Origin of the sequence: Streptomyces sp. MH60, assembly GCF_002939385.1 — a bacterium.
Taxonomy (GTDB): Bacteria; Actinomycetota; Actinomycetes; order Streptomycetales; family Streptomycetaceae; genus Streptomyces.
Map to the genome: position 1 here is coordinate 12,932 of NZ_MULI01000012.1, position 26,793 is coordinate 39,724.

The 26,793-nt window shown below is 72.9% G+C and carries 24 protein-coding genes; 15 read left to right on the top strand and 9 right to left on the bottom strand.

The annotated features are described in order from the left end of the window. Nucleotides 1-99: 99 nt before the first annotated feature. The 3 genes from BZZ08_RS11015 to BZZ08_RS11025 form a co-directional block, all read right to left on the bottom strand. Nucleotides 100-714, bottom strand: coding sequence for a TetR/AcrR family transcriptional regulator (locus BZZ08_RS11015; protein WP_104631999.1), 615 nt, complete (start codon nucleotides 712-714; stop codon nucleotides 100-102). Beyond that, nucleotides 711-1,568, bottom strand: a complete 858-nt coding sequence (locus BZZ08_RS11020; protein ID WP_104632000.1) for a sugar phosphate isomerase/epimerase family protein — start codon at nucleotides 1,566-1,568, stop codon at nucleotides 711-713. The genes BZZ08_RS11015 and BZZ08_RS11020 overlap by 4 nt, the downstream gene beginning before the upstream one ends. 129 nt (nucleotides 1,569-1,697) lie before the next feature. Further along, the gene (locus BZZ08_RS11025; RefSeq protein ID WP_104632001.1) at nucleotides 1,698-2,630 is read right to left on the bottom strand and encodes a Ppx/GppA phosphatase family protein; all 933 of its coding nucleotides are present in this window, start codon (nucleotides 2,628-2,630) and stop codon (nucleotides 1,698-1,700) included. Nucleotides 2,631-2,713: 83 nt separating this feature from the next. Here BZZ08_RS11025 and BZZ08_RS11030 point away from each other — a divergent pair, with 83 nt between their 5' ends. Beyond that, nucleotides 2,714-3,538: a hypothetical protein gene (locus BZZ08_RS11030; RefSeq protein WP_104632002.1), complete on the top strand. Its 825-nt coding sequence runs from the start codon at nucleotides 2,714-2,716 to the stop codon at nucleotides 3,536-3,538. A gap of 50 nt (nucleotides 3,539-3,588) precedes the next feature. Here the strand turns inward: BZZ08_RS11030 and BZZ08_RS11035 are convergent, their stop codons facing one another. Next, nucleotides 3,589-5,367: a BACON domain-containing protein gene (locus BZZ08_RS11035; RefSeq protein ID WP_104632003.1), complete on the bottom strand. Its 1,779-nt coding sequence runs from the start codon at nucleotides 5,365-5,367 to the stop codon at nucleotides 3,589-3,591. 264 nt (nucleotides 5,368-5,631) lie between these two features. On the opposite strand from BZZ08_RS11035, the gene radA reads away from it, so the two are divergent. Next, a complete protein-coding gene (gene radA / locus BZZ08_RS11040) occupies nucleotides 5,632-7,041 on the top strand; it encodes a DNA repair protein RadA (RefSeq protein ID WP_104632004.1) in 1,410 nt (469 codons plus the stop codon). Nucleotides 7,042-7,122: 81 nt separating this feature from the next. Then, on the top strand, nucleotides 7,123-8,247 hold the full coding sequence (disA, locus tag BZZ08_RS11045) for a DNA integrity scanning diadenylate cyclase DisA (RefSeq protein WP_030184212.1): 1,125 nt from the start codon (nucleotides 7,123-7,125) through the stop codon (nucleotides 8,245-8,247). Between the two features lie 66 nt (nucleotides 8,248-8,313). Here the strand turns inward: disA and BZZ08_RS38965 are convergent, their stop codons facing one another. Next, a complete protein-coding gene (locus BZZ08_RS38965; protein WP_198601409.1) occupies nucleotides 8,314-9,144 on the bottom strand; it encodes a hypothetical protein in 831 nt (276 codons plus the stop codon). A gap of 152 nt (nucleotides 9,145-9,296) precedes the next feature. Between BZZ08_RS38965 and BZZ08_RS11060 the strand changes: the two genes are divergently transcribed. The 5 genes from BZZ08_RS11060 (at nucleotide 9,297) to cseC (ending at nucleotide 14,037) form a co-directional block, all read left to right on the top strand. Further along, nucleotides 9,297-10,223 (top strand): A/G-specific adenine glycosylase, encoded by a 927-nt coding sequence (locus BZZ08_RS11060; protein ID WP_104632006.1) that lies wholly within the window; start codon nucleotides 9,297-9,299, stop codon nucleotides 10,221-10,223. Nucleotides 10,224-10,497: 274 nt separating this feature from the next. Beyond that, nucleotides 10,498-11,031 (top strand): SigE family RNA polymerase sigma factor, encoded by a 534-nt coding sequence (locus BZZ08_RS11065; protein WP_104632007.1) that lies wholly within the window; start codon nucleotides 10,498-10,500, stop codon nucleotides 11,029-11,031. Then, nucleotides 11,019-11,696 carry a hypothetical protein gene (locus BZZ08_RS11070; protein WP_198601410.1) on the top strand — a complete coding sequence of 226 codons (678 nt, stop codon included), beginning with the start codon at nucleotides 11,019-11,021 and terminating at the stop codon, nucleotides 11,694-11,696. The genes BZZ08_RS11065 and BZZ08_RS11070 overlap by 13 nt, the downstream gene beginning before the upstream one ends. Nucleotides 11,697-11,825: 129 nt before the next feature. Continuing rightward, nucleotides 11,826-12,530: a two-component system response regulator CseB gene (gene cseB / locus BZZ08_RS11075; protein ID WP_104632009.1), complete on the top strand. Its 705-nt coding sequence runs from the start codon at nucleotides 11,826-11,828 to the stop codon at nucleotides 12,528-12,530. 16 nt (nucleotides 12,531-12,546) lie between these two features. Further along, nucleotides 12,547-14,037 (top strand): two-component system sensor histidine kinase CseC, encoded by a 1,491-nt coding sequence (gene cseC / locus BZZ08_RS11080; RefSeq protein WP_104632010.1) that lies wholly within the window; start codon nucleotides 12,547-12,549, stop codon nucleotides 14,035-14,037. 49 nt (nucleotides 14,038-14,086) lie between these two features. Here the strand turns inward: cseC and BZZ08_RS11085 are convergent, their stop codons facing one another. Together BZZ08_RS11085 and BZZ08_RS11090 are read right to left on the bottom strand one after the other, a co-directional pair. Further along, a complete protein-coding gene (locus BZZ08_RS11085; RefSeq protein ID WP_104632084.1) occupies nucleotides 14,087-14,920 on the bottom strand; it encodes a phosphotransferase in 834 nt (277 codons plus the stop codon). Between the two features lie 109 nt (nucleotides 14,921-15,029). Next, the gene (locus tag BZZ08_RS11090; protein WP_104632011.1) at nucleotides 15,030-15,482 is read right to left on the bottom strand and encodes an Lrp/AsnC family transcriptional regulator; all 453 of its coding nucleotides are present in this window, start codon (nucleotides 15,480-15,482) and stop codon (nucleotides 15,030-15,032) included. A 116-nt stretch (nucleotides 15,483-15,598) separates the two neighbouring features. Between BZZ08_RS11090 and BZZ08_RS11095 the strand changes: the two genes are divergently transcribed. From BZZ08_RS11095 to BZZ08_RS11110, 4 genes are all read left to right on the top strand, one after another. Further along, on the top strand, nucleotides 15,599-16,225 hold the full coding sequence (locus tag BZZ08_RS11095) for a LysE family translocator (RefSeq protein ID WP_104632085.1): 627 nt from the start codon (nucleotides 15,599-15,601) through the stop codon (nucleotides 16,223-16,225). 34 nt (nucleotides 16,226-16,259) lie between these two features. Beyond that, on the top strand, nucleotides 16,260-16,688 hold the full coding sequence (locus BZZ08_RS11100; protein WP_446750252.1) for an N-acetyltransferase family protein: 429 nt from the start codon (nucleotides 16,260-16,262) through the stop codon (nucleotides 16,686-16,688). Between the two features lie 6 nt (nucleotides 16,689-16,694). Further along, a complete protein-coding gene (locus BZZ08_RS11105; protein WP_104632013.1) occupies nucleotides 16,695-17,147 on the top strand; it encodes a hypothetical protein in 453 nt (150 codons plus the stop codon). A 93-nt stretch (nucleotides 17,148-17,240) separates the two neighbouring features. After that, nucleotides 17,241-18,047, top strand: a complete 807-nt coding sequence (locus BZZ08_RS11110) for a methyltransferase domain-containing protein (protein ID WP_198601415.1) — start codon at nucleotides 17,241-17,243, stop codon at nucleotides 18,045-18,047. 85 nt (nucleotides 18,048-18,132) lie between these two features. On the opposite strand, the gene BZZ08_RS11115 is transcribed toward BZZ08_RS11110, so the two are convergent. Beyond that, nucleotides 18,133-19,731 carry an MDR family MFS transporter gene (locus BZZ08_RS11115; RefSeq protein ID WP_104632014.1) on the bottom strand — a complete coding sequence of 533 codons (1,599 nt, stop codon included), beginning with the start codon at nucleotides 19,729-19,731 and terminating at the stop codon, nucleotides 18,133-18,135. Nucleotides 19,732-19,890: 159 nt separating this feature from the next. Between BZZ08_RS11115 and BZZ08_RS11120 the strand changes: the two genes are divergently transcribed. Then, nucleotides 19,891-20,478: a TetR/AcrR family transcriptional regulator gene (locus tag BZZ08_RS11120; protein WP_104632015.1), complete on the top strand. Its 588-nt coding sequence runs from the start codon at nucleotides 19,891-19,893 to the stop codon at nucleotides 20,476-20,478. Nucleotides 20,479-20,486: 8 nt separating this feature from the next. Here BZZ08_RS11120 and BZZ08_RS11125 read toward each other — a convergent pair whose 3' ends face one another. After that, nucleotides 20,487-21,173: a M23 family metallopeptidase gene (locus BZZ08_RS11125; protein WP_104632016.1), complete on the bottom strand. Its 687-nt coding sequence runs from the start codon at nucleotides 21,171-21,173 to the stop codon at nucleotides 20,487-20,489. A 398-nt stretch (nucleotides 21,174-21,571) separates the two neighbouring features. Between BZZ08_RS11125 and BZZ08_RS11130 the strand changes: the two genes are divergently transcribed. Together BZZ08_RS11130 and BZZ08_RS11135 are read left to right on the top strand one after the other, a co-directional pair. Then, nucleotides 21,572-24,145 (top strand): NACHT domain-containing protein, encoded by a 2,574-nt coding sequence (locus BZZ08_RS11130; protein ID WP_104632017.1) that lies wholly within the window; start codon nucleotides 21,572-21,574, stop codon nucleotides 24,143-24,145. Between the two features lie 9 nt (nucleotides 24,146-24,154). Next, nucleotides 24,155-26,740, top strand: a complete 2,586-nt coding sequence (locus tag BZZ08_RS11135; protein ID WP_104632018.1) for an NACHT domain-containing protein — start codon at nucleotides 24,155-24,157, stop codon at nucleotides 26,738-26,740. The last annotated feature ends 53 nt before the right edge of the window (nucleotides 26,741-26,793 follow it).

The window sequence follows — 26,793 nt, forward strand, 5'->3', positions numbered from 1 at the left end:
TTATGACTGTCGTCGAGCGTACGCCGGTCATCCAGGGGTCGGGACGGGGTGTCCGGAATGCGGGACGCCTGTCTCGTCGTACGCCGTGGGCGGATGATGTCAGGGGCCGGTGAGGTGGCCCTGTACGACCGGTGCCACGCGGGCGATGATCTGCTCCACGTCCGCGGAGGCCAGCGGCTCCACCTTGATCACGTAGCGGAGCATCGCGCAGCCCACCAGTTGTGCCGCCGCCAGCTCGACGCGCAGCTCCGCGTCCGGCAGGTCCACCTGGGCGGCGACCCGGCGCAGCACCTGGGCGGCGATCAGCCGGCGGAAGACGGCGGCGGCCGTCTCGTTGTTCACGGCGGAGCGGACGATGGCCAGCAGGGGCGTCCGGCTGGCCGGGTTCTCCCAGAGGCCGAGGATGAAGCGGGTGAGCCGCTCGCCGACCTCGTCCAGGGGGGCGTCGCCGATCGCGTCGGGGGCCCGCAGGGCCGGTGCGAAGGCGACCTCGATGGCCGCCTCGAAGACCTGTTCCTTGGTGCCGAAGTAGTGGTGCACCAGCGCGGGGTCCACGCCCGCCGCCTTGGCGATGCCGCGCACGGAGGTCTTCTCGTAGCCGCGCTCGGAGAACTCCTCGCGGGCGGTGACGAGGATGCGGTCGCGGGTGTCCCCGGACTCCGTACCGGGCGGGCGGCCGCGGCGCCGGGTGGTCCCGTCGGCGTCGCCGTTCACCCGCGGTCCGTCCACGTCGCCGGGCCGCCCGGCACCGGGGACGCGGTCTGCGCCAGGTGCCGGCGGGTGAAGGCGAGCGCCTCGGCGAGATCGGCCTCACGTTCGGCGCTGGACATCGCGCGCCTGGTGTTGACCTCGATGACGACGTGGCCGTCGAAGCCGGTGTGCGCGAGGTGCTCCAGCACTTCGGCGCAGGGCTGGTTGCCGCGGCCGGGGACGAGGTGCTCGTCCTTGGCGGAGCCCTTGCCGTCGGCCAGGTGGACGTGGCCGAGGCGGTCGCTCATGCGGTCGATCATGTCGAGGGCGTCGGTGCGGGAGGTGGCGGCGTGGCTGAGGTCGATCGTGAAGTGCCGGTAGTCGTCCTTCGTCACGTCCCAGTCGGGCGCGTATGCCTGCATCTCGCGGTCGCGGTAGCGCCAGGGGTACATGTTCTCCACGGCGAAGCGGACGTCCGTCTCGTCGGCCATCCGCCAGATGCCGTCGACGAAGTCCCGCGCGTACTGGCGCTGCCAGCGGAACGGGGGGTGGACCACCACGGTGCTCGCGCCGAGCTTCTCGGCGGCGGCGCGGGCGCGCTGGAGCTTGACCCAGGGGTCGGTGGACCAGACGCGCTGGGTGATGAGCAGGCACGGTGCGTGCACGGCGAGTATCGGTACCCGGTGGTAGTCGCTGAGCCTGCGCAGCGCCTCGATGTCCTGGCTGACCGGGTCCGTCCAGACCATCACCTCCACGCCGTCGTAGCCGAGGCGTGCGGCGATCTCGAAGGCCGTCGCCGTCGACTCCGGGTAGACGGAAGCCGTCGACAGGGCGACCTTCGTGTCCGGGGTGCGGATCACGTCCCTGGGTTTTGCCACGGGGGTCAGGGTACGGGGTGCCCGCTGGGAGTCGCGGGGTGCCCAAGCGCCGTTGTGGTGAGTGCCATAGGGCGGGTGCGTGACGGTTCGTGGTTGCTCGCGCCGTTCCCCGCGCCCCTTTGGGGCGCGCTATCCCTGGCCCATGTGATCCAGGCGCCGCAGGATCACGCCCTCTCTGAGGGCCCAGGGACAGATTTCCAGGTTCTCCACGCGGAAGAGGTCCATCGCGGCCTCGGCCACCAGGGCGCCGGCCAGGAGCTGGTGCGCCCGGCCCTCCGAGACGCCGGGGAGTTCGGCGCGCTCGGCGCTGGTCATGGCGGCCAGGCGGGGCACCCAGGCCTCCAGCGAGGCGCGCTTCAGCTCGCGCTGGACGTAGAGGCCCTCGGCGGAGCGGGCGGCGCCGGTGATGCGGGCCAGCTGCCGGAAGGTCTTGGAGGTGGCGACCACGTGGTCGGGGGCGCCCAGGCGGCTGAAGTCGCCGACGGTCCGGGCGATCTCCGTACGGACGTGACGGCGCAGCGCCCTGACGTCGTCCGGGTGGACCGGGTCGCCGGGCAGCCGGGCCGCGGTCAGCCGGCCCGCGCCGAGCGGCAGCGACACGGCGGCGTCGGGCTCCTCGTCGATGCCGTACGCGATCTCCAGGGAGCCGCCGCCGATGTCGAGGACCAGCAGCCTGCCCGCGGACCAGCCGAACCAGCGGCGGGCGGCGAGGAAGGTGAGCCGGGCCTCCTCGGCGCCGGTGAGGACGGTCAGCTCGACGCCGGTCTCGGCGCGCACGCGCGCGAGGACTTCGTCGGCGTTGGTCGCCTCGCGCACGGCCGAGGTGGCGAACGGCAGGAGATCCTCGACGCCCTTGTCCTCGGCGGCCTGGAGCGCCTCCCGGACGACCGCGGCCAGCCGGTCGACGCCGTCGGGGCCGATCGCCCCGTCCTCGTCGAGGAGCTGGGCGAGGCGCAGTTCCACCTTGTGCGAGTGGGCGGGCAGCGGGCGGGCGCCGGGATGCGCGTCCACCACCAGCAGATGCACCGTGTTCGAACCCACGTCGAGGACACCGAGTCTCATGTACGGAACGCTACTGCCAGCGGCGCTCGCGGTGGTGCCGTCCTTGGTGCCCTCCTCGTGCTCGGGCGACTTACCCTGGAGCCGTGCCAAAGACGAAAAAGGCGAAGGACGAAAAGTCGGCCAAGAAGGATAAAAGGCGCGTACCGGTCGAAGGAGCGGGCGACGAGAAGGGGCTCGACTTCGCGCGCGCGTGGGTGGAGTTTCCCGATCCGGCGGACGACGAGCAGGTCTTCCGGTGCGATCTGACATGGCTGACCTCCCGCTGGAACTGCATCTTCGGCAGCGGCTGCCAGGGCATCCAGGCGGGCCGCGCGGACGACGGGTGCTGCTCGCTGGGCGCGCACTTCTCCGACGAGGACGACGAGAAGCGGGTCGCCGGGCACGTGGCACGGCTCACGCCGGACATCTGGCAGCACCACGCCGAGGGCACGCGGAACGGCTGGACCTCCGAGGACGACGAGGGCTCCCGGCAGACCCGGCCCTTCCAGGGCTCGTGCATCTTCCAGAACCGGCCGGGGTTCTCCGGGGGTGCGGGCTGCTCCCTGCACATCCTGGCGCTGAAGGAGGGGCGGGAGCCGCTGGAGACGAAGCCGGACGTGTGCTGGCAGCTGCCGGTCCGGCGGACGTTCGAGTGGATCGACCGGCCCGACGACACGCGCGTGCTCCAGGTGTCGATCGGTGAGTACGACCGGCGGGGGTGGGGGCCGGGCGGGCACGACCTGCACTGGTGGTGCACCTCGGCGACCTCGGCGCACGGCGCGGGTGACCCGGTGTACGTGTCCTACCGGCCGGAGCTGATCGAGCTGATGGGCAAGGCGGGCTACGACCGGCTGGTCGAGCTGTGCGAGGAGCGGCTGGCGTCGCAGCTGCCATTGCTGGCGCCGCATCCGGCGGACCCCGCTCGCTGAGACCGGGCCCCCCGGGTGCCCGCTCGCCGAGTCCGGGCCCCGGGTGCCCGCTAGGAGCCGGACGGGCTCGGGGTGCCGCTGTCACTGGTGCCCGGCGGTGGCGACGAGCCGCCCGTGCCGCCGGTCGGGGACGGTTCACTCGTCGTCGGGTCCGGATCGGGCGGCGTCGGCGACGGGTCGCCGGTGGGCGTCGGGTCCGGATCGGGGGGCTGCGAGGTGGACGGGTCAGGGTTCTGGCCCGGGTGGGACGGGGACGTGGTGCCGTGCGGCGTACTGGGGCGCGGGCCCGGACGGGACGGGGCGGGGGCGGGTCCGTAGCCCTCGATGGTCACGACGGCGCCGGCGGGTGACACGGCCACCCGTGCGCTCCAGTGGCCGGACGGTTCGCGCAGGTGGTCGACGTACACCCGGACCGTCACGGCCTCGCCGGGGCGCAGGGTGCCCGAGGACTGGCTCAGGTAGAGCCAGGCGGCGCCGACGGACGCGGACCACCGCACCGGGGTGTCGCCGGTCGCGGTCAGGGTGACCAGCGTGGTGTCGCCGGCGTGGCCGGCCGTCACCCGGAGGTGGCCGGCGCCCCTCTCGGCGGCGCCGGAGACGCCGACGACCTCCACGGAGACGTCGGCCTCGCCGTTCTTGCCGAAGCCGGTGCCCGGGGTGGTGCTCGCGTTGCCGGCGTTCTCGTACCCGTAGCCGCCGCCCGCCGACTCGCCCTCCAAACCGTCCGGGTTCTGTGCCTCGCTGGCGCTGGCCGAGCGGCCCTCCTCGCCCTCGACGACGGGGGTGCCGCGGTAGGCCGCCCACAGGGCGAGCACGGGGGCCGCCACGACGGTGGCGACGACGGTGGTGGTGACGGCACGGGCGCGCAGGCGGTCCCGCCGGGCCGCGCGGTCCTTGGGGTCCATCGGGAAGCCGCGCCGGTCGAAGCGGGGGGCGGCGCTCCGCGCGCGCGGGGTGGGGGCCGGGGCGGCGTGCAGCGCGGTGCGGGGGGCCTCCAGGACGGGCAGCTCGGCGGGGGTGACGCTGGTGCCGGGCCAGCGGCCGGGGACCGCGCGCTCGGCGGTCCGGCGGCAGCGCGGGCAGTCGTCGACGTGCCGGACCAGCTCGCGGCGCAGGGCACTGCTCAGGACGTAGCGGTTGTCGCCGGTGAGGCGGGCGACTCCGGGGCAGGTGCCGGTCTCCACGACGGCCAGGGCGGCGCGGGTGCGTTCCACCTCGCAGGCGGCCGAGGCGAGCAGTTCGCGGGTGGCGGCGAGGTCCGTGCCGAGGACGGCGGCGACCTCGTGCGGGGCGAGGTGGTGGCGTACGGCCAGTTCGAGGGCCTCGCGCTGCTCGGGGGTGGTGCCGGCGGCCTCCGGCCAGGCGAGGAGGGCGAGTTCGCTGCGGTGTCGCTGCTGGGCCTCGTCGTGGGTGGGGGTGGTGGGGGGTGCGGGCTTGGTGGGCGTGGTGGGGCGGCCCGCCGCGTGACTGCTCGGACGTTTCTGCTTGGCCTCGGCCAGCTTGCGCAGGCAGGACCAGCGGGCCAGCGCGTAGAGCCAGGCCCTGCGGTCGCCCGCGGATCCGGGGGCGCGGTGGCCGCGGCGCTCGGCGAGCGCGAGGACGTCCCCCAGGGCCGCGGTCGCGGCGTCGTGGTCGCAGAGCACGGACAGGCAGTACGTGAACAGGCCGTCCAGATACGCGTCGTACGCGGCGTATCGCGCGGGCGGCCGCCGGGCAGGCGGCTGCGGCTGCGGCTGCACCAGCGCCCTCGCCGCGGCGCGGTCACGCGCTTCCCGGTGCGCCCGGTGTGCGCCGGTCGTGCGGGTCGTGGTTTCCGGGCTGCTCCTCATCACTCGGCGACCGTAGGGGGCTATGGGTGGCGCGAACTGGCGCGTTGGACACTTTTAACCCGTACGGGTGAAACGATCCCTCATAAGGGGACAGGAAGCTCTTCTTCCGGGGCTGGGGTGGGGCGGAGGTCGTCCTTTCGGGGTGCCCGCGGCCGCTGTGCGGGACGGGTGGGGGTGCGCGTGGCGCCTTGGGTTCGGGGGTGGGCCGGGTCCCCCGAACGGACCGCGAGGTCGGCTGTCAGTGGGGGCGGTTACGGTTCGTGCATGGCTGCCCGTACGAAGTCCGCCAAGGAACGGCCGTCCTACCGCTGCACCGAGTGCGGCTGGCAGACGGCCAAGTGGCTCGGCCGCTGCCCCGAATGCCAGGCGTGGGGCACCGTCGAGGAGTACGGCGCGCCCGCCGTGCGTACGACCACCCCGGGGCGCGTGACCACGTCCGCGGTGCCGATCGGGCAGGTCGACGGGCGGCAGGCGACCGCCCGCTCCACCGGTGTGCCCGAGCTGGACCGGGTGCTCGGGGGCGGGCTGGTGCCCGGGGCCGTGGTGCTGGTCGCCGGTGAGCCGGGCGTCGGGAAGTCCACGCTGCTGCTGGACGTGGCGGCCAAGGCGGCGAGCGAGGATCACCGGACGCTCTATGTCACCGGTGAGGAGTCGGCCAGCCAGGTGCGGCTGCGGGCCGACCGGATCCACGCCATCGACGACCATCTGTATCTCACCGCCGAGACGGACCTCGCGGCGGTGCTCGGGCACCTCGACGCCGTCAAGCCGTCGCTGCTGATCCTGGACTCCGTGCAGACCGTGGCCTCGCCCGAGATCGACGGCGCCCCGGGCGGCATGGCCCAGGTGCGGGAGGTGGCGGGTGCGCTGATCCGCGCCTCCAAGGAGCGCGGCATGTCCACGCTGCTCGTGGGCCACGTCACCAAGGACGGGGCCATCGCGGGGCCCCGGCTGCTGGAGCACCTCGTGGACGTCGTGCTGCATTTCGAGGGCGACCGGCACGCGCGGCTGAGGCTGGTGCGGGGGGTCAAGAACCGGTACGGGACGACGGACGAGGTCGGCTGCTTCGAGCTGCACGACGAAGGGATCACGGGGCTCGCCGACCCCAGCGGGCTGTTCCTCACCCGGCGGGCCGAGCCGGTGCCCGGTACGTGTCTGACCGTCACCCTGGAAGGGCGCCGGCCGCTGGTCGCCGAGGTGCAGGCGCTGACCGTCGACTCGCAGATCCCGTCGCCGCGACGCACGACGTCCGGTCTCGAGACCTCGCGGGTGTCGATGATGCTGGCCGTGCTGGAGCAGCGCGGGCGCATCAGCGCGCTGGGCAAAAGGGACATCTACAGTGCGACGGTGGGCGGGGTGAAGCTCTCCGAGCCGGCCGCCGACCTCGCCATCGCGCTGGCGTTGGCGAGTGCGGCCAGTGACACTCCGCTGCCCAAGAACCTCGTCGCGATCGGCGAAGTCGGCCTCGCCGGAGAGGTGAGACGGGTCACGGGCGTGCAGCGCAGGCTCTCCGAAGCGCACCGGCTGGGCTTCACGCATGCCCTGGTACCGGCCGATCCGGGCAGGGTCCCTGACGGCATGAAGGTCCTGGAAGTCGCGGACATGGGCGACGCCCTGCGGGTGCTTCCGCGCTCGCGTCGGCGAGAGGCCCCACGGGAGGAGGAGGACCGCCGGTAGACTTTGCCCTGGTCTCGCCCGTCCGTACGACCGAGTGTGCGACACGGGAGCGCCAGAAGAACCTGCGACCGGAGGAGTGCAGTGGCAGCCAACGACCGGGCAGCAGCTCCCGGAAAGTCCGGTGGGAGTGCCGGTGCCGATGGCCTGATGCGCGCCTCACTGAGCGCCGTGGCGCCCGGCACCCCGCTGCGCGACGGCCTGGAGCGGGTCCTGCGCGGCAACACCGGCGGTCTGATCGTGCTGGGTTCCGACAAGACCGTCGAGCAGATGTGCACGGGCGGCTTCGTGCTGGACGTCGAGTTCACCGCGACCCGGCTGCGGGAGCTGTGCAAGCTCGACGGCGGCATCGTGCTGTCCTCGGACCTGTCGAAGATCCTGCGGGCGGGGGTGCAGCTGCTTCCGGATCCGACCATTCCCACGGAGGAGACCGGTACGCGGCACCGTACGGCGGACCGGGTCAGCAAGCAGGTCGGGTTCCCCGTCGTGTCGGTTTCGCAGTCGATGCGGCTGATCGCGCTGTACGTGGACGGGCAGCGGAGGGTGCTGGAGGATTCGGCCGCGATCCTGTCGCGGGCCAATCAGGCGCTGGCGACCCTGGAGCGGTACAAGCTGCGCCTCGACGAGGTCGCGGGCACGCTGTCGGCGTTGGAGATCGAGGACCTGGTGACGGTGCGGGACGTCTCGGCGGTCGCGCAGCGGCTGGAGATGGTGCGCCGGATCGCCACCGAGATCGCCGAGTACGTGGTGGAGCTGGGGACGGACGGGCGGCTGCTGGCGCTGCAGTTGGACGAGTTGATCGCCGGGGTGGAGCCGGAGCGCGAGCTGGTCGTGCGGGACTACGTGCCCGAGCCGACCGCGAAGCGCTCCCGCACGGTCGACGAGGCGCTCGCCGAGCTGGACAAGCTCAGCCACGCCGAGCTGCTGGAACTGTCCACGGTGGCACGGGCGTTGGGATACACCGGGTCGCCCGAGACGCTGGACTCCGCGGTGTCGCCGCGCGGGTTCCGGCTGCTGGCCAAGGTGCCGCGGCTGCCGGGCGCGATCATCGACCGGCTGGTGGAGCACTTCGGCGGCCTGCAGAAGCTGCTCGCCGCCAGTGTCGACGACCTCCAGACGGTGGACGGCGTCGGCGAGGCGCGGGCGCGCAGTGTCCGGGAGGGGCTGTCGCGGCTGGCGGAGTCGTCCATCCTGGAGCGTTACGTCTGAGCGTGACGTCTGAGCGTTGCGTCTGACACGCGCGGCGGGCCCCGGCGGGGGCGGCCGCGCGTCCGGTCAGTCGTTCTTCAGGACGAAGGACGTCTGGACCTTCTCGAAGCCGGGCGCCTTGGCCTCGACCAGGTAGGTGCCCGCCTTCGCGGAACCCGCCGGCGGCGTACCGCACTCGGGGGCGCTGGGCTTGCGGTCCCACTTGACGGTGTAGGTGATGCCGCTGCCCGCGGCGACCCGGTAGCGCAGGCTGCCCGTGCCCTCGACGCAGTCGTCGGAGGCCCAGTAGGCGTCGTCGCCGTCGGCGGGGGTGATCGTGAACACCGCGTGCTTCGGGCCGAGATCGACCTTGCAGTCGCCGCCCGAGGTGTTGCGCGCGGTCAGTTCGAAGGCGGGGGTCTGCCCGGGCGAGTAGCTGTTGCGGACGCTGCGCAGGCTCAACTTCACGGCGCCCGGCGTGCAGTTGGGCAGGGCCGACCCGCCCGGCAGCGCGTCGCCCGCGCCGACGCCGGTCACCGCGCCGCCGCCTCCGGCGCTGCCCGACCCGCCGCCGTCACCGCCCGACCCGCCGCCGGAACCGGACCCGGAACCGTCGCCCGAGCCGTCGCCGCCGGAACTCGACCCGGAACCGGAGCCGTTGGAGTCCCCCGACTCGTCGCGGCCGCCCGGCGCCTGGCTGATCGCCGGGCCGGAACCCGAGGGGCCCGGAGTGATCGACGGTGCCGGGTTCTTGCCGTCGGCCCCGTCGTCCCGGCCCTTGCCGCCACCCCCGCCGCCGGAGACCACGATCCATGTGATCAACAGCGCCAACAGGGCGAAAAGAGACAGCAGTACGGCCCTCCGTCGCCAGTAGATGGAGGAGGGAAGCGGCCCGACCGGATTGCGCAGTGATCCCACGGCGCAAACTGTACGAGACATAGGCGCGTTCCCTTGTCCCACCCGCCGTTCCGGCCCGCAACTTTTACGGATCATCATTCCGGAGACCGTCCGGAACCACCCGGTGGCGGTGTTCCCGTGCGGAGGTCCTCCCGTGGCAGGATCGGAGGGTCATGACTGCGCCCACGAAGCCCTCGCCAGGCGGACCCTCCGACCCCGCCGCGTCCGGTGTGCCGCTGCACGCCCCCGTCATCGACTGGTTCGACGAGCACGCCCGCGATCTGCCGTGGCGGCGCCCCGAGGCCGGTGCCTGGGGCGTGATGGTCAGCGAGTTCATGCTCCAGCAGACCCCGGTCAGCCGCGTCCGGCCCGTCTACGAGCAGTGGATGGCCCGCTGGCCGCGCCCCGCCGACCTCGCCGCCGAGGCACCCGGCGAGGCCGTGCGCGCCTGGGGCCGGCTCGGCTACCCGCGCCGGGCCCTGCGTCTGCACGGCGCCGCCGCGGCCATAACGGAGCGGCACGGCGGCGACGTACCCGCCGACCACGCCCAACTGCTGGCGCTGCCCGGCATCGGCGAGTACACGGCCGCGGCGGTCGCCTCGTTCGCCTACGGCCAGCGGCACGCCGTGCTGGACACCAACGTCCGCCGGGTCTTCGCGCGCGCGGTCACCGGCGTGCAGTACCCGCCGAACGCCACCACGGCCGCCGAGCGGAAGCTGGCCCGGGCGCTGCTGCCCGCCGAGGAGGCGAGCGCCGCCCGCTGGGCCGCCGCCTCGATGGAGCTGGGCGCGCTGGTCTGCACGGCGAAGAACGAGTCCTGCCACCGCTGCCCGATCGCGGCCCAGTGCGCCTGGCGGCTGGCCGGCAAGCCCGCCCACGACGGGCCGCCGCGACGCGGCCAGACGTACGCGGGCACCGACCGGCAGGTGCGTGGGCGGCTGCTCGCGGTACTGCGGGACGCGGCCGGGCCGGTGTCGCAGGCGGCCCTCGACCAGGTGTGGCAGGAACCGGTCCAGCGCGCCCGCGCTCTGGACGGCCTGGTGGCCGACGGTCTGGTGGAGCCGCTGGCGGACGGGTTGTACCGGCTGCCGATGAGCTGACACACGGCGGCCGCCGCGGCATCTTTGTGACGGCGCCCATATCGGGCACATCACCTGATGTCACCATCAAGTGGTGCGGCGATTTACCCGGTTCCTCCTTCCGTTACACAACCGACGGACAGCCGAGGGTTTGCCGCAGGCTGCTTCGCACAGCGCCGTGACAACGCTTCCCTAACTTCGTTTGCGTGCCCAGAGGGCGCGGCACGACAACGGACCACAGGCAGTGGGCCGGCGGTGACCACCGTCGGAGTACGGGGATCGGAAGGCGGTTGACATGGGCGAGGTGCTCGAGTTCGAGGAGTACGTCCGCACCCGGCAGGACGCGCTGCTGCGCAGCGCCAGGCGCCTGGTCCCCGACCCCATCGACGCCCAGGACCTGCTGCAGACCGCGCTGGCGCGGACGTACGGGCGCTGGGAGACCATCGAGGACAAGCGGCTCGCGGACGCCTACCTGCGCCGGGTGATGATCAACACCCGGACCGAGTGGTGGCGGGCGCGGAAGCTGGAGGAGGTGCCGACCGAGCAGCTCCCCGAGTCCCCTATGGAGGACGCCACCGAGCAGCACGCGGACCGCGCCCTGCTGATGGACGTCCTGAAGGTGCTCGCCCCGAAGCAGCGCAGCGTCGTGGTGCTGCGACACTGGGAGCAGATGTCAACGGAGGAGACCGCCGCCGCCCTCGGCATGTCGGCGGGAACGGTCAAGAGCACGCTGCACCGGGCGCTCGCCCGGCTCCGCGAGGAGCTGGTCGCCCGCGATCTGGACGCACGGGCGCTGGAGCGTGAGGAGCAGGAGCGTTGCGCGGCCTGACCGGCGGTCGGACACCCGGGGAGACCGGGAGAACCACGCAGGCGGCGAGTACGGCGGTGGCCGTGTTCGTCGCCCTCGGCGTGTCCCTGTCCGGCTGCGGGACCGGCGGCACCGGCGCCCGGGACGAGGGGCCGGCCCACGCGGACGCGGTGGGCGGCGCGGCCTCGTCGCCCCCCGCGCCGGCGGCGAAGGCGTCCCCCTCGAAGGCCCCCGACCGGGTCGACGCGGTGCGGCTCGTCAAGGCCGACCCCAAGGTGTCCCCGGAGGTCAAGCGCGAGCTGAAGCCGTGCGTCGCCGACGAGTACCCGGTCGACGTGTCGTACGGGAAGCTGACGGACGGCTCGGCGGACGACGTCGTCGTCAACGTGCTGACGTGCGGTGACGCGGTGGGTGTGGGCAGTTACGTGTACCGCGAGGAGGACGGCGCGTACCAGAATGTGTTCCGGGCGGAGGAGCCTCCGGTCTACGCGGAGATCGACCGCGGCGACCTGGTGGTGACGAAGCAGGTGTACGACAAGGGCGATCCGGTGTCGAGTCCGTCCGGCGAGAACGTGATCACGTACCGCTGGGCGTCGGACCGGTTCACCGAGGAGTACCGCACCCACAACGACTACAGCAAGGCCGCGGGGAATGCGCCCACCCCGGCTCCGGAGCCGGACAGCTGAACCGCTCCGTCGCGCCGGCCGACGTGAACCGATCGGGCCGCTCGTACCGATGACCGAGTGGGGACGCCGCGGGCGTTCCGGCGACCGACCCGTTCGACCGACCACACCATGAGGACTGAGAGCACCGGGATGGCAGACCAGACCCACGTCCTGTTCGTCGAGGACGACGACGTCATCCGCGAGGCCACCCAGCTCGCCCTGGAGCGGGACGGCTTCGCGGTCACCGCGATGCCCGACGGGCTCTCGGGCCTGGAGTCCTTCCGGGCCGACCGTCCCGACATCGCCCTGCTCGACGTCATGCTCCCCGGCCTCGACGGCGTGAGCCTGTGCCGCCGGATCCGGGACGAGTCCACGGTGCCGGTGATCATGCTGTCGGCGCGGGCGGACTCCATCGACGTGGTGCTCGGCCTGGAGGCCGGCGCCGACGACTACGTCACCAAGCCGTTCGACGGGGCCGTGCTGGTGGCCCGGATCCGGGCGGTGCTGCGGCGCTTCGGGCACGCCGGGGGCGGCGACCGGGCGGAGGCGACCGGTGCCGGGGACACGGGGGGCGTGCTCACCTTCGGCGATCTGGAGGTGGACACGGACGGCATGGAGGTGCTCCGGGCCGGGCGGCCGGTGGGGCTCACCCCGACCGAGATGCGGCTGCTGCTGGAGTTCTCCTCCGCGCCGGGCACCGTGCTCTCCCGCGACAAGCTGCTGGAACGCGTGTGGGACTACGGCTGGGGCGGGGACACCCGGGTCGTCGACGTGCACGTGCAGCGGCTGCGCACCAAGATCGGCCAGGACCGGATCGAGACGGTCCGCGGCTTCGGCTACAAGTTGAAGGCCTGAGCGGGGACACAGGGATATGCGGGGGTTCTTCCGACAACGCCGGACCGTCTCGCCGCCGGGGCACCCGTACGACCACACGGGGCCCGGCGAGCACGCGGGACCGGGCGGGCGTACGCGCATCCTCGGCGCGCGCGGTCTGCGTGCCCGGGGCATCCGCACCGGGCTGCGCTGGAAGCTGAGCGCGGCCATCGCGCTGGTCGGCGCGCTGGTGGCGGTCGCGCTGAGCCTGGTCGTGCACAACGCCGCCCGGGTGTCGATGCTCGACAACGCCCGTGATCTCGCCGACGACCGGGTCCTGATCGCCCAGCGCAACTACGAGCTGTCCGGGCGGCAGAACTTCCCCAACGCCCAGATCGACGACCCCGAACTGCCGCCGGAGCTGCGCCGCAAGGTCGAGGCGGGGCGGCGGGCCACGTACGTCTCCGAGCGGGCGAACGGTGTGACGGACATCTGGGCGGCCGTACCGCTCAAGGACGGGCACGTGATGTCGCTGCACTCCGGTTTCACCGACCGCAGCGCGGACATCCTCAGCGACCTGGACCAGGCCCTGGTCATCGGTTCCATCGCGGTCGTCCTCGGCGGCAGCGCGCTGGGCGTGCTCATCGGCGGCCAGCTCTCGCGCCGGCTGCGCAAGGCCGCCGCCGCGAACCAGGTGGCCAACGGCGAGGCCGACGTCCGGGTGCGGGAGGCCATCGGCGGCGTCGTGCGGGACGAGACGGACGACGTGGCGCGCGCCGTGGACGCGATGGCGGACGCCTTGCAGCAGCGCATCGAGGCCGAGCGCCGGGTCACCGCGGACATCGCGCACGAGCTGCGCACCCCGGTGACCGGTCTGCTCACGGCCGCCGAACTGCTGCCGCCGGGCCGGCCGACCGAGCTGGTCCTCGACCGGGCGAAGGCGATGCGCACGCTGGTCGAGGACGTCCTGGAGGTGGCGCGGCTCGACGGGGCATCGGAGCGGGCCGAGTTGCAGGACATCATGCTGGGCGACTTCGTGACCCGGCGGGTGGCGGCCAAGGACCCGGCCGTCGAGGTGCGGGTGATCCACGAGTCCGCGGTCACCACCGACCCGCGCCGCCTGGAGCGCGTGCTGTTCAACCTGCTCGCCAACGCCGCCCGGCACGGCCGCTCGCCCGTCCAGGTCAGCGTGGAGGGCCGGGTGATCCGGGTCCGCGACCACGGGCCGGGTTTCCCCGAGGACCTGCTGGCCGAGGGACCGAGCCGGTTCCGCACCGGCAGCACGGACCGGGCCGGGCGCGGGCACGGGCTGGGGCTGACCATCGCGGCGGGCCAGGCCCGGGTCCTGGGCGCCCGGCTCACCTTCCGCAACGTACGCCCGGCCGGTGCCCCCGCGCACGTACCGGCCGAGGGGGCGGTCGCCGTCCTGTGGCTGCCGGAGCACGCGCCGACCAACACGGGGAGCTACCCGATGCTGCCGGACCGGTCGAGCGGCGGCACGTCGTCGCCGCCCCGGGAGACGTCCCCGGAGGCGTCCCGGCGGCGGTGACGCCCGGCGGCGGTGACGCACGCGGGCGTGACGCCCGGCGGCTCGGCGGTCACAGCCGATCGAGTGCGGCACGCACCCGGTCGAGCCCCTGTGCCCGCCAGTGGTCCCGGTCGGGCATCTGGTCCTCCCGGCGCCAGCGCCAGGCGGAGAACAACGCCCAGTTCAGCGCGCGGCACCGGTGGACCAGTGCGGGATCGGCGCCCGCGTAGTGCCCGGCCACTTCTTCGGGCCCATGGGCGAGGTCGAACTCGACCGGCCCGCGACAGCACGTCGCGAGGTCGATGAAGAGCGGGCCCCTGCGCGTGTTCAGGAGGTTTCCCGGGTGCGGCTCGCCGTGCAGCAGCTGGTCGCGTGTTCTGTCGGCGCCGGTCTCCGCACTCAGGCGGCCGAGTGTGTCGTGGAGGAACGCCCGGTCGGAGTCGGACAGCTCGGGTGACCGCTCCCGGTCGTCCACGCCTGCCAGCGCGACGGCCACCCGGTCGGTGAAGTGCGGGGCGTCCACGTCGATCCGGCGCAGGGCGGCATGGTGCCGCAGGAACGCGTCCGCGTAGTCGGCCGGCGCGATCTCCGGTCCCACCGGTTCGTAGTAGGTCCACAGCGAGACGGCGAAGGCGCCCCGCACCTGGACCTCCGGGTCGGCCCTCGGGTCGAGTCCGGCCACCGGAGCGTCGACGCCGGCGAGCCGGCGGGCGACCTCCACTTCGAAGGCGGCCTCGGCCAGGTGCCCCGAAGGCGCGACCCGGGCCAGGACGTCGCACGGGAGCAGGCGCAGTGCGACGCGGTCCGAGTTGTGGACGACGCGCACCTCGTCGACCCGGAGGCCCAGCTCCGAAGCCGTCGTCCGGGCGGTCTCGACCGCGCGGCGCAGTTCCGTCGGCTCCACAGCGTTCCCTTCCGTGGGTTCGGTGCCCATGCTCCTGGCGCGGGCCGCCCCGGTCGAGTGGTTTTCGGGGAGGGCGGCACGGGCACCGACTGCGGCCGGACGCCGGATGTCACAGGGGCAGGGGGCGGGCCTCGACCAGGTTGGCCATGACGAGGGTGGAGCTGAGGCGCTGGACGCCGGGGAGGGAGGCGAGGCGCTCGTCGTAGAGCCGCCGGTACGCCTCCAGGTCGCGGGTGACGACGCGCAGGAGGTAGTCGGGGTCGCCGAACAGCCGCTGGGCCTGGAGGACGTGCGGGATCTCGGCGACGGCCGTCTCGAAGGCGGCGACGGTCTGGCGGTCCTCGTAGCGCATGGTGACGAAGACCAGCGCCTCGAAGCCGAGGCCGAGCGCCGGGGCGTTCAGTGCCGCGTGGTAGCCGGTGATCGCCCCGGAGCGTTCCAGGGCGCGCAGCCGCCGGTGGCAGGGAGAGACGCTGAGCCGGACCCGCTCGGCGAGTTCGGTCAGGGTCTGCCGACCGTCCTTCTGCAGCTCGGCAAGAATCTTCCGGTCCACGTCATCCATAGGGGAAATCCTTCCACGCACGGGAGACGTGCGGGGAAATCTTGAAAGCACCTTTCGGACGATCTCTCCTAATCTGCCCTGGAGAGCCGGAAGAAGGGTGAGGTGGAGACGTGGAGATCGCCGGCATCGGGGCCTTCTGGTCGGTGTCCTTCCTGCTGGTGCTGGTCCCCGGGGCGGACTGGGCCTACGCGATCACCGCGGGGCTGCGTCACCGGTCGGTGCTGCCCGCCGTCGGCGGCATGCTGAGCGGTTACGTCCTGCTGACCGCCGTGGTCGCCGCGGGTCTGGCGACCGCGGTCGCCGGTTCGCCCACGGTGCTGACCGCGCTGACGGCCGCCGGGGCGGCGTATCTGATCTGGCTCGGCGCCACGACGCTGGCCCGCCCCGCCACGCCCCGTGCCGAGGACGGCGACGCGGGCGACGGCTCCGGCTCGTGGGTGGGCCGGGCGGCCCGCGGGGTCGGCATCAGCGGCCTCAATCCCAAGGCGCTGCTGCTGTTCCTCGCCCTCCTGCCGCAGTTCGCCGCCCGGGACGCCGACTGGCCCTTCGCCGCGCAGATCGTCGCCCTCGGCCTGGTGCACACGGCCAACTGCGCCGTGGTCTACACGGGCGTCGGCACCACGGCACGCCGGGTCCTGGGCGCCCGCCCGGCCATCGCCACGGCGGTGTCCCGCTTCTCGGGCGCGGCGATGATCCTGGTCGGCGCCCTGCTGCTGGTGGAGCGGCTGCTCGCCCGGGGATGAGCGCACTAGTCTGACGATCGTGGCGGACTGGGGAATGCGGCCGGCTTCGGCGGCGGACGTCGAGGCGGTGGCCGAGTTGCGTGCCCTGGTGCTGCGGGCGGATCTGGAGCGGCTCGGGCGGTACGACGCGCAGCGGGTGCGGCAGCGACTGCGGGACGGGTTCGTCCCCGCGCACACCCGGGTGATCGAGAGGGGTGGCGCGTTCGCCGGGTGCGTGGCGCTGCGGCCGGCCGAGGACGCCCACTGGCTGGAGCACTTCTATCTGGCCCCGCAGTCGCAGGGCGGCGGCATCGGCACGGCCGTACTGCGCGAGCTGCTGGAGCGCTGCGACCGCGAGGGCACCGTGGTCCGGTTGAACGTACTGCGGGGCAGTCCGGCGCGGCGGCTCTACGAACGGCACGGTTTCGCCGTGGAGAGCGAGGACCCGGTGGACGTGTTCATGGTGCGGGCGCCCGTAGCCTGAATCGCCATGGGCATACGCATCGAGGCAGAGGTCGCTCACCCGGTCGACGACGAGGTGGAGCGGGTGCTGGGGTTGGCCGAGGCGGTCGGCGAGCCGGTCACGGTCACGTTCGTGTGGGAGGGAGGCCGGCCCCTGCTGCACGGGGTGCTGGTGCCCGCGGCGACGCTGGCCCTCTGGGAGCACTGGTCTCCCACCGCCTACGCGGCGGGAGACCGGGCGGAGGAGCTTGAACTGGCCCACCCCGAGGAGTTCGGTCCGTTCACGCTCTTCCGGCGCCGTGTCAGTGGGCGTACGGCGGTGGCCCGGGACGGCGTGGTGGTCGCGGAGCTGCTCGACCCCGCCGAGGCGCACTGGCTGGAGGAGAGGGCCCGCAGTGTCCGCCAGGGCTTCATGGACCCGAAGCAGAGGGCGGCGTTCGAGGAGTTCCTCGCCCGGCAGGCGGCGCGGGAGGAGCAGTAGGGGAGTGCGCGGACGGTGGGGTTCGCGTACGGCCGTCGCTGACCTGGAGAACCCGGTTGTGCCCGGCGGGGCGTTCCGCTTGGGTCCGTGATCGTGACTTCCCTCAGTGAACTCGTACGCCCCGACCGCTATCCCCGCTCCTCCCGCTACGACCCCGCCTGGCTGCTCGGTCTCGACATGGGGCCCCATCCGCTGTGGCTGCTGGAGGATCTCGCCGGGGGCCTGGAGCTGCGCCCGGGGATGCGGATTCTCGACCTCGGCTCCGGGAAGGGCGCGACCTCGGTGTTCCTGGCCCGTGAGTACGGCGCCGAGGTCGTCGCGGCCGACTGGTGGATCGCGGCCGAGGAGGCGGCGGCCGTGTTCGCCGAGGCGGGGGTCGGGGACCGGGTGGAGGCCGTACGGGCGGAGGCGCACGCGCTGCCGTTCGAGGAGGCGAGCTTCGACGCGATCGTGAGCGTCGACGCGTTCGAGTACTTCGGCACGGCGGACACCTACCTGCCGTACCTCGTCCGGTTCCTGCGGCCCGGTGGGCAGCTGGGCGTGGCGACTCCCGCCCTGACCCGGGAGGTGCGCGAGCTGGGGGCGATCCCGCCGCACATCAGGGAGGTGGTCGGCTGGGAGGCGATGGCCTGGCACACCGCCGAGTGGTGGCGCTTCCAGTGGGAGATCACCGGGCTGGTGGACGTCACCTCCGCGCGCCTGCAACCGGACGCCTGGCGGGACTGGCTGCTGTGGGCCCGGGCGGGCGCCGGGTACCGGGCCGCCGGCCGGGACGCGGACGCCGGCCCGGACAACGGCGCCGGCGCCGGCGCCGACGGCGACCGGGCCGTGATCGACATGCTGACCGCCGACCGCGGCGCGTACCTCTCCTTCGCCCTGGTCACCGCGCGCAGGCGCTGACACCGGACCACGGCCACGACGAGGCCCCCGGGGGACACATCCACCCGGGGGCCTCGTCAGGGGCAGGCGGCGGGCCGCCGTGAGGTCAGACGGTCTCGGCGACCGGTGCCTTCGCCGTGGCCGGGTCGCCGCCGTCGGCCGGGGCGTCGGCCGCCTTCGGGCCCGCGCCCTTCAGCGGGACCTCCTTCACGAAGACCGCCGCGACCAGCGCGAGCACGGCCACCGCGGCGCCGAGCAGGAACGCGCCGTGGGTACCGGCGGACACCGCGTGCTGGTAGGCGTCGCGGACCGCTGCCGGGAGCGCCTCCAGTGCGTCCGCGGTCAGCGTCGCCGACTGCTCCGTCGCCCGGGAGCCGCCCGAGGGGGCCCGCTCGGCCATGACGTCCTGGACGCGGTGGTTGAACAGCGCGCCCATGATCGCGACGCCGAAGGAGGAGCCGAGGGTGCGGAAGAGGGTGGTGGAGGAGGACGCGACGCCCATGTCCTTCATCTCCACGCTGTTCTGCGCCACCAGCATGGTGATCTGCATCAGGCAGCCCATGCCGAGACCGACGACGGCCATGTACAGGCCGGAGGTGAAGCGGGTGGTGTCGGTGTCCATGGTCGACAGCAGGAACAGGCCGACGGTCATCAGCGCGCCGCCCGCCACCGGGAAGATCTTGTAGCGGCCGGTGTTGGTGGTGACCCGGCCGGCGACCATCGAGGTGACGAGCATCGCGCCCAGCATGGGCAGGAGCAGCAGTCCGGAGTTGGTGGCGGACGCGCCCTGCACCGACTGCTGGTACAGCGGCAGGAAGAGGGTGGCGCCGAACATCACGAAGCCGACGATGAAGCCGATGAAGGACATCAGCGTGAAGTTGCGGCTGCGGAAGATGTGCAGCGGCACGACCGGCTCCGCGGCCTTGGTCTGCCAGAACACGAACCCGACCAGCGCGGCGACGCCGATGCCGATCAGCTCCATGATCCGCGCGGAGCTCCAGGCGTACTCAGTGCCGCCCCAGGTGGTGACGAGCACGATGGCGGTGATGCCGATGCTGAGCAGTGCCGCGCCCAGGTAGTCGATCCGGGCCTCGCTGCGCTTCTTCGGCAGGTGCAGTACGGCGCTGATGGCGACCAGCGCGACCAGGCCGAGCGGCAGGTTGATGTAGAAGGACCAGCGCCAGCCCCAGTGGTCGGTGATGGTGCCGCCGACCAGCGGTCCGCCGATCATCGCCAGCGCCATGACGCCGGCCATCATGCCCTGGTACTTGCCGCGCTCCCTGGGCGGTATCAGGTCGCCGATGATCGCCATGACGCCGACCATCAGACCGCCGGCGCCCAGGCCCTGGATGGCGCGGAAGCCGATGAGCTGGCCCATGTCCTGGGCCATGCCGCTGAGCGCCGAGCCGACCAGGAAGATCACGATCGACGTCATGAAGACGCCCTTGCGCCCGTACATGTCGCCGAGCTTGCCCCACAGCGGGGTGGAGGCCGCGGTGGCGAGGGTGTAGGCGGTGACGACCCAGGAGAGGTGCTCCAGGCCGCCCAGTTCACCCACGATCGTCGGCATCGCGGTGCCGATGATCATGTTGTCGAGCATCGCGAGCATCATCGCGATCATGAGGGCGAGCAGGACGACCCGCACACTCCTCGGCTGCTTGCCGGCGCCGGCCTCGGCGGCCACCGCCTCCGTTTTCTCGGCCATCTCTCCCACTCCCCCAGCTACCGCTGTGCCACTTGCCACTTACTTGCCGCCCGGCAAGCTGTCTACACTGGGGAAGGTAGTCGCGTAACTAGCCGGGCGTCAAGTAAGTTTTTCGGAATGTGCGCGGGGCAGGAGGTGCGTAGGAGGATGGGCGGCACAATGAACGGCACCAGGCAGCAGCGACGCCGCGGGGACACCCGCCAGCGCATCCAGGACGTGGCGCTCGAGCTCTTCGCGGAGCAGGGGTACGAGAAGACCTCCCTGCGCGAGATCGCCGAGCGCCTGGACGTCACCAAGGCCGCGCTCTACTACCACTTCAAGACCAAGGAAGAGATCCTCGTCAGCATCTTCGAGGACCTCTCCCGGCCGCTGGAGGACCTGATCGACTGGGGCCGGGAGCAGCCGCACACCCTGGAGACGAAGCAGGAGATCGTCCGCCGCTACAGCGAGGCGCTGGCCGGCGCGACACCGCTGTTCCGCTTCATGCAGGAGAACCAGGCGACGGTGCGGGACCTGCGCATCGGCGAGCTGTTCAAGAACCGGATGTTCGGCCTGCGCGACATCCTCATGGACCCGGACGCGGACCTGACCGACCAGGTCCGCTGCATCACCGCGCTGTTCACGCTGCACGCCGGGATGTTCGTGCTCCGGGACCTCGAAGGCGACCCCGAGGAACAGCGTGCTGCCGTTCTCGAGGTCGCCATCGATCTGGTCACCCAGGCCCACCGGGGAGCCGGGGGCGCATAGCCCGTCCGTCAGACGGTCACGCCCTTGCCGCGCAGGAAGGCGACCGGGTCCACGGCCGAGCCGTAGTTCGGGGTGGTGCGGATCTCGAAGTGCAGGTGCGGACCGCTGGAGTTGCCGGTGTTGCCGGACTTGGCGATCGACTGGCCGGTCTTCACGATCTGGCCGATCTTCACGTTGATCCTGGACAGGTGCGCGTACTGGGAGTACGTGCCGTTGCCGTGCTTGATGACGATCGCGTTGCCGTAGGCGGGGCCGTCACCGGCGCCGTTGCCGCCGGCCTTGACCACGGTGCCGCCGTGGGCGGCGACGACGTTGGTGCCGATCGGCACGGCGAAGTCCTGGCCGCTGTGCTTGTGCGCCCACATGCCGCCGTTCTGGGCGAAGCTGGCGCTCAGCTCGTACTTCTTGACCGGGTCGACCCAGGAGGCGGCCTTCTTCTTGGTGGCCGTCTTCTTGGCGGTGGTGCTCTTCTCGGCGCTCGCGGCGGCCTTCTCGGCCTTCGCCGCCTTGGCCTGCGCCGCGGCCTGGGCCTCTACGGCGCTCGCGGCGGCGGTGGTGCTGGGGGCCGCCGTGGTGCCGGTGGCGGCCGCGACCCCGGCTCCCAGTGCGACCGAGGCTCCGAGGCCGGCGGCCATCACCGCGGCGCGGGTGCGGATGGTCGTACGGGAAGAACGGGACGTGACACGCGGAAACATTCGAACCTCATGGGGACGGGTGCAGAGGAATGCCCACCGGCGGGACGCACCAGGCGCTCACCGGGCGGGCTCAACCTTGGTAACCCGGCGACCCCGAACCGCACAAAGGTGTGACCTACGACCGTATTTAGTACTTCGGAGTGAAACTTCATGACCCTCACCAGAACGGCCATTTTGGACAAAACCAGCTCAGAGCCCCGGAAAGCCCCCACTCAACTGCTCCGGTATGTCCGTTTTCGTAGTTCTTGTGGCGGCCACTATTCCCCGTAGTACACCCCGATCGGCCTGTGCGGCACATCACCGGCCGCCCTGACCGAAGGGCCGGTGAATGTGACGGGGGCTACTCCCGTCCCGGCTAACCCGCCCCCCGCGCAAGGGGGTTCACCTAGGCTCGGAGCATGGTCGACGTCACAGCACTCGGGGCCCGTGTCGCGTCCAGCGCGGTCGCGCCCCTGGTCCGCCGGCTCTTCGTGCGGGACGGGCCGGGAGCGGGTCTGGTGGACCGCCCGGTGCGGATATCGGCGCTGGTGACCTTCCGGAGCGAGAAGCGGAACGTCACGCCCAAGGACGTCGACAGGATCGCCGGGGAGCTGGTCCGCCGGGCGCTGACCGCGGCAGGGCCCGGCGAGGAGCCCGTCGACGCCGCCGAGGCGACTGCCGTGCAGGACGCCCTGGCCCGCACGCTCACCCGGCTCGGCGAGATCACCGTCGAGGACTTCGAGGCCGTCGGGCTCGGCCCCGAGCGCTTCGCCCGCGAGCTGGGCGCGGGCGTGCCGCTGGCCCCGTACGGGCTCGGCGAGGGCGGCACGCTGCTGTACGAGCGGCTGCTGCACACCGCCTCGCTGCACATCCTGAACTTCCTCACCCAGCGCTCCACCTACGTCGCCCGGCAGCAGACCGTCCAGACGCAGCAGCTGTCCCGGCTGGTGCGGGCCGTCGACGTCCTGCTGGAGCGGCTGCCGTCCCAGTCGGCCGAGGACGCCGGGTTCGAGGAGCGTTACGCGGACCACGTCGCCGCCCGGTACGGCACGCTCACCATCTACGGTCTGGACGCCGGGACGCGCGAGTGGCCGCTGGACACGGCGTATCTGAGCCTGGAGGCGACCCGGCCGCGGGCGGGGCGGGACGGGCGCCGGGACGCGGAGTACCGGGTCGTGGCCGCCGAGCAGGTGCTCGCCGGGCACGACCAGGTGTTCCTGCGCGGCGTCGCCGGGTCCGGCAAGACGACCCTCGTGCAGTGGCTGGCCGTCACGGCGGCGAGCCGGGTCTACGACCACGGGCTGACCCACCTCATCGGGCGGGTGCCGTTCGTGCTGCCGATGCGCCGGATCGTCCGGCCGGGGGCCGAGCTGCCCTTCCCCGGCGACTTCCTGCGCGCGGTCGGCTGCCCCGTCGCCGGGGAGCAGCCGCCGGGGTGGGTGGAGCGCGTCCTGCGGGCCCGGCGCGGGGTGCTGCTGGTCGACGGCATCGACGAGATCGCCGGGGACCGCCGGGCCGCCGCCCGGCGCTGGCTGCGCGAGCTGGTGCGGGCCTTTCCCGGGAACCTGTGGCTGGTCACCTCGCGCCCGTCCGCCGTACCGGAGGACTGGCTGACCGCCGAGGGCTTCCACGAACTGGTGCTCGCCCCGATGGGCCGCGACGGCGTCGCCACCTTCGTACGGCGCTGGCACCGGGCGGCCGAGGTGGACCCGTCCGTCGGGGAGTCCCTGCTGGCCGCCGTGCGGGGCACCTCGGAGCTGAACGGGCTGGCCACCAACCCGCTCATGTGCGGCATGCTGTGCGCCCTCCACCGCGACCGGCGCGGTTTCCTGCCCCAGGACCGCAGGTCGCTCTACGAGGCCGCCCTGACCATGCTCCTGGAACGCCGGGACCGGGAACGGGAGCTGCACGGCTCCGACGGGGTGCGCCTCGCGTTCGCCACGCAGGTGCAGCTGCTGCAGAAACTGGCCTGGTGGCTGATCCGCAACAGCCGGCAGGAGATGGACCGGGACGAGGCGCTCGGCATCGTGGACCGGGCGCTGCCCGCGCTGAACCTGGCCGACACCGGCGGCGAGGAGGTCTACCGCGCGCTGCTGCTGCGCTCCGGGCTGCTGCGCGAGCCCGCCGAGGGCCGGGTGGACTTCCTGCACCGCACCTTCCAGGACTATCTCGGCGCCCGGCTGGCCGTGCAGGAGATGGACTTCGGCCTGCTGGTCAACCACGCCCACCTGGACGAGTGGGACGACGTGATCCTGCTCGCCCTCGCCCATGCCCGGCCCAAGGAGGCGGAGCACATGCTGCGCCGGCTCACGGAGCTGGGCACCTCGCGCGGGACGCTGCTGGCGGCGGCCGGGCTGCGGTACGCGGCCGAGGTGGAGCCGACCGTGCGGCGGCGGGTGGAGGACGGGCTGGCCACGCATGTTCCGCCGGCCACCGGCGAGGCGGCGCGGGAGGTGGCGCGGGCCGGGGGCGATCTGGTGCTGGGGCTGCTGCCGGGACCTGACGGCATCGACGCGGAGACCGCGGCACTGGTGGTGCAGACGGCGATCCACGTACACAGCGAGGCCGCTCTGCAGTTCCTGTCCCGGTTCCGGGACCACCCGGACCCGTATGTCGGTGGACAGCTGGCCGCCGCGTGGCACGCGTTCGACCGGGAGCAGTACGCCCGCGAGATTCTCGCCCACCTGCCCGCGCAGTACCTCGTCGACGTGCACTCGGCCGAGGACCTGCGGGCGCTGCGCTCGCTCGGTGGCTGGGAACGGATCCACGTCCTGGCCCCCTACCGCGTCGAGGATCTGACGGAACTGATCGTTCCCGAGCCTCTGCGCGACCTGTCCCTGGACGCTCCGCATCCCGTGGAGGGGCTGTCCTGGCTGTCCGCGTTCCCCTCTCTCCAGGAGGTCACCGTGTACACGGAGCTGGACCCCGCCGTGGCTCGCGAAGTGCCGCACGGAGTGTCTCTCATCTTCCCGTCCGCCGACCGCCAGGGGTAACCCACCTTCATGGATGCCGTCGTCCGCACGCCCTCCCGTCTCGCCGCCCCCCTCGTCCACCGGCTCTTCCGCGACCCCGCCCGGCCACCGGTGTTCTCCGAACCGGTCCCCGGGCTCGTCACCTGGCGCGGCACCACGGCCACGGCCACACCGGACGACGTCCACCGCACCGCCGCCGACCTGGTGCACCTCGCCGCCGAGCGGCATACCGCGCCCACCGCCGAACTGGCCCCGGTCGTCGACGTCCTGGCCCGCACCCTGCTCGCCATCGCCGAGGTCGACGTCACCGACGCCGACGCCGTACGGCTGGGGCCGCAGGACTACGCGCGGCGGCTGCGGGGCGCCGTGCAGGGCGCGGACCGGGAACTGTCGCCGGACGCGGCCTGGTTCCACGACGCGCTGCTGGTCTCGGTGTGCCTGCACGTCCTGCACCACCTGGTGCGGCGCTCCCCGTACCTCCAGCGGCACCTGCCGGGGCGGGCGAGCCGGATCGCCCAGCTGGTCGACCAGGGCGACGCCGAGGCCGCGGCACGGCAGGCCGAACGGCCGCAGGACGACGTGGCGTTCGAGGCCGAGTACGCCCAGTGGGTCGCCCGGCAGCACGGCTGGCTGACCATCGTCGGCGTGGACTTCCCCAACGCGCCCGACCGTTGGCCGCTGGAGGAGACCTATCTGAGCCTGGAGGCGGAGGAGCGCAGCGGCGGCGTGCGCGGCGCCGAGGACGAGCAGCGCACCGTGCTGCTCGCGGACCGCGCCCTGGTGGACCACGAACGGGTCCTGCTGCGCGGCGGCGCCGGCTCGGGCAAGACGACCCTGGTGCAGTGGCTGGCCGTGGCCGCCGCCCGCGAGGGCTCCCGGGTCCCCTTCGTGCTCCCGGTACGCAGTTTCGCCCGCGAGGGCTTCCCGGCCCCGGACGACTTCCTGCACGCGGTCCGGCACCCGCTCGCCGACCGGGCACCGGAGGGGTGGGTGGTGCGCACCCTGCTCGCGGGCCGGGCACTGGTGCTGGTCGACGGCATCGACGAGGCGCCCGAGAAGACCCGCGGCGAGCTGCGCGACCGGCTCCGCCGGCTGCTGCGCGTCTTCTCCGGCAACGGCTGCCTGGTCACCTCCCGGCCGTCCGCGGTGTCGGAGGGCTGGCTGTCGGGGGGCGGACTGGCCGAGGAGGACTTCGTCGAGCTGTCCCTCGCGCCCATGTCACGGGACCAGGTCACGCGGTTCATCCGGGACTGGCACTCGGCGGCCCGCCTCGACGAGCAGAGCCGCTCCGCGGGACCGCGGGAACGGGAACGGGAGCGCAGCACACTGGACGAGTACGAGCAGCGGCTGCTGCACTCCGTACGGATCTACCGCGAACTGCGCCAGCTCGCCACCAACCCCCTGATGTGCGGGCTGATATGCGCCCTCAACCGGGATCGGGCCGGTTCCCTGCCCAGCGGCCGCAAGGAGCTGTACGACGCGGCCCTGGAGATGCTGCTCCAGCGCCGCGACCCCGAACGGGACGTGCTGTACGCCGACGACGTGCGGCTCCAGCAGAGCACCAGGGAACGGCTGTTGCAGAAGCTGGCGCACGCCATGCTGGAGGAGGACGCCTCCGAGCTGCCCCGCGAACGGGCCGTCGGCATCCTGGACGCCGCGCTGCCCGCGATGCCCGCCGCCCGCGCGCAGGGGGACGGCGCGAAGATCTTCCGGCATCTGCTGCACCGCACGGGTCTGCTGCGCGAACGGTCGGGCGCGTCGGTCGACTTCGTCCACCGCACCTTCCAGGACTACCTGGCCGCCAAGGAGATCGTGGCCCGCGGCCGCTTCCCCACGCTGGTGGACCACGCCCACCAGTCCGAGTGGGAGGAGGTCATCCGCATGGCCGCCGCCCACGCCCGCCCCGAGGAGTGCGCCCAGTTCCTGGAACGGCTGCTGGCGCCCGCGCCCGGACTGCGCCGCCCGCAGATCAACCACCGCCGGCTGATGGCCGCGGCCTGCCTGGACCACGTCACCGAACTCGACCCGGCCGTCCAGCGCCTCGTCCACGACCGCACGAAGAACCTGGTGCGCCCGACCACGGAACTGGCCGCCCGGGGACTGGGCTGGGTCGGCCCCATCGTCCTGGAGCTGCTGCCCGACCCGGGCCAGGTCCCCGACGACCGGCAGGCCCTGCTGCTCGCCTACACCGCGACCCGCGTCCAGGACGACGCCGCCATCGACTACCTGGTCCGGCTGCGCTCCCGTGCCGCCCTGCCGGTGCGCGCCGAACTGGCCCGGGGCTGGCGGCACTTCGACACCGAGCGGTACGCCCAGGAGATCATCGCCCACCTGGAACCGGACGGCCTCTACTTCCCGGTCTCCGACACCGCCGAGCTGGCGGCCCTGCGCGAACTCGGCGGGCGTCCGCGCATCCAGGTGGCCGGGGTGATGCGGGCCGAGGAGCTGCTGGCGGGACTGCTCCCCGACCAGCTGACCCACCTGTGGCTGAACGCGGAGCTGCCCGACACGGACGTCTCGTGGCTCTCCGGCCTCCCCCGGCTGCGGGTGCTGCGGGTCAATCCCCGTCTGCCGCGGGTGCGGAACGTGCCGGACGGGGTGGAGATCACGGCGTAGCCGCAGGCCGAGGAGCTGACTACCGCTCAGTAACCCAATCGTTGCCGACCGGC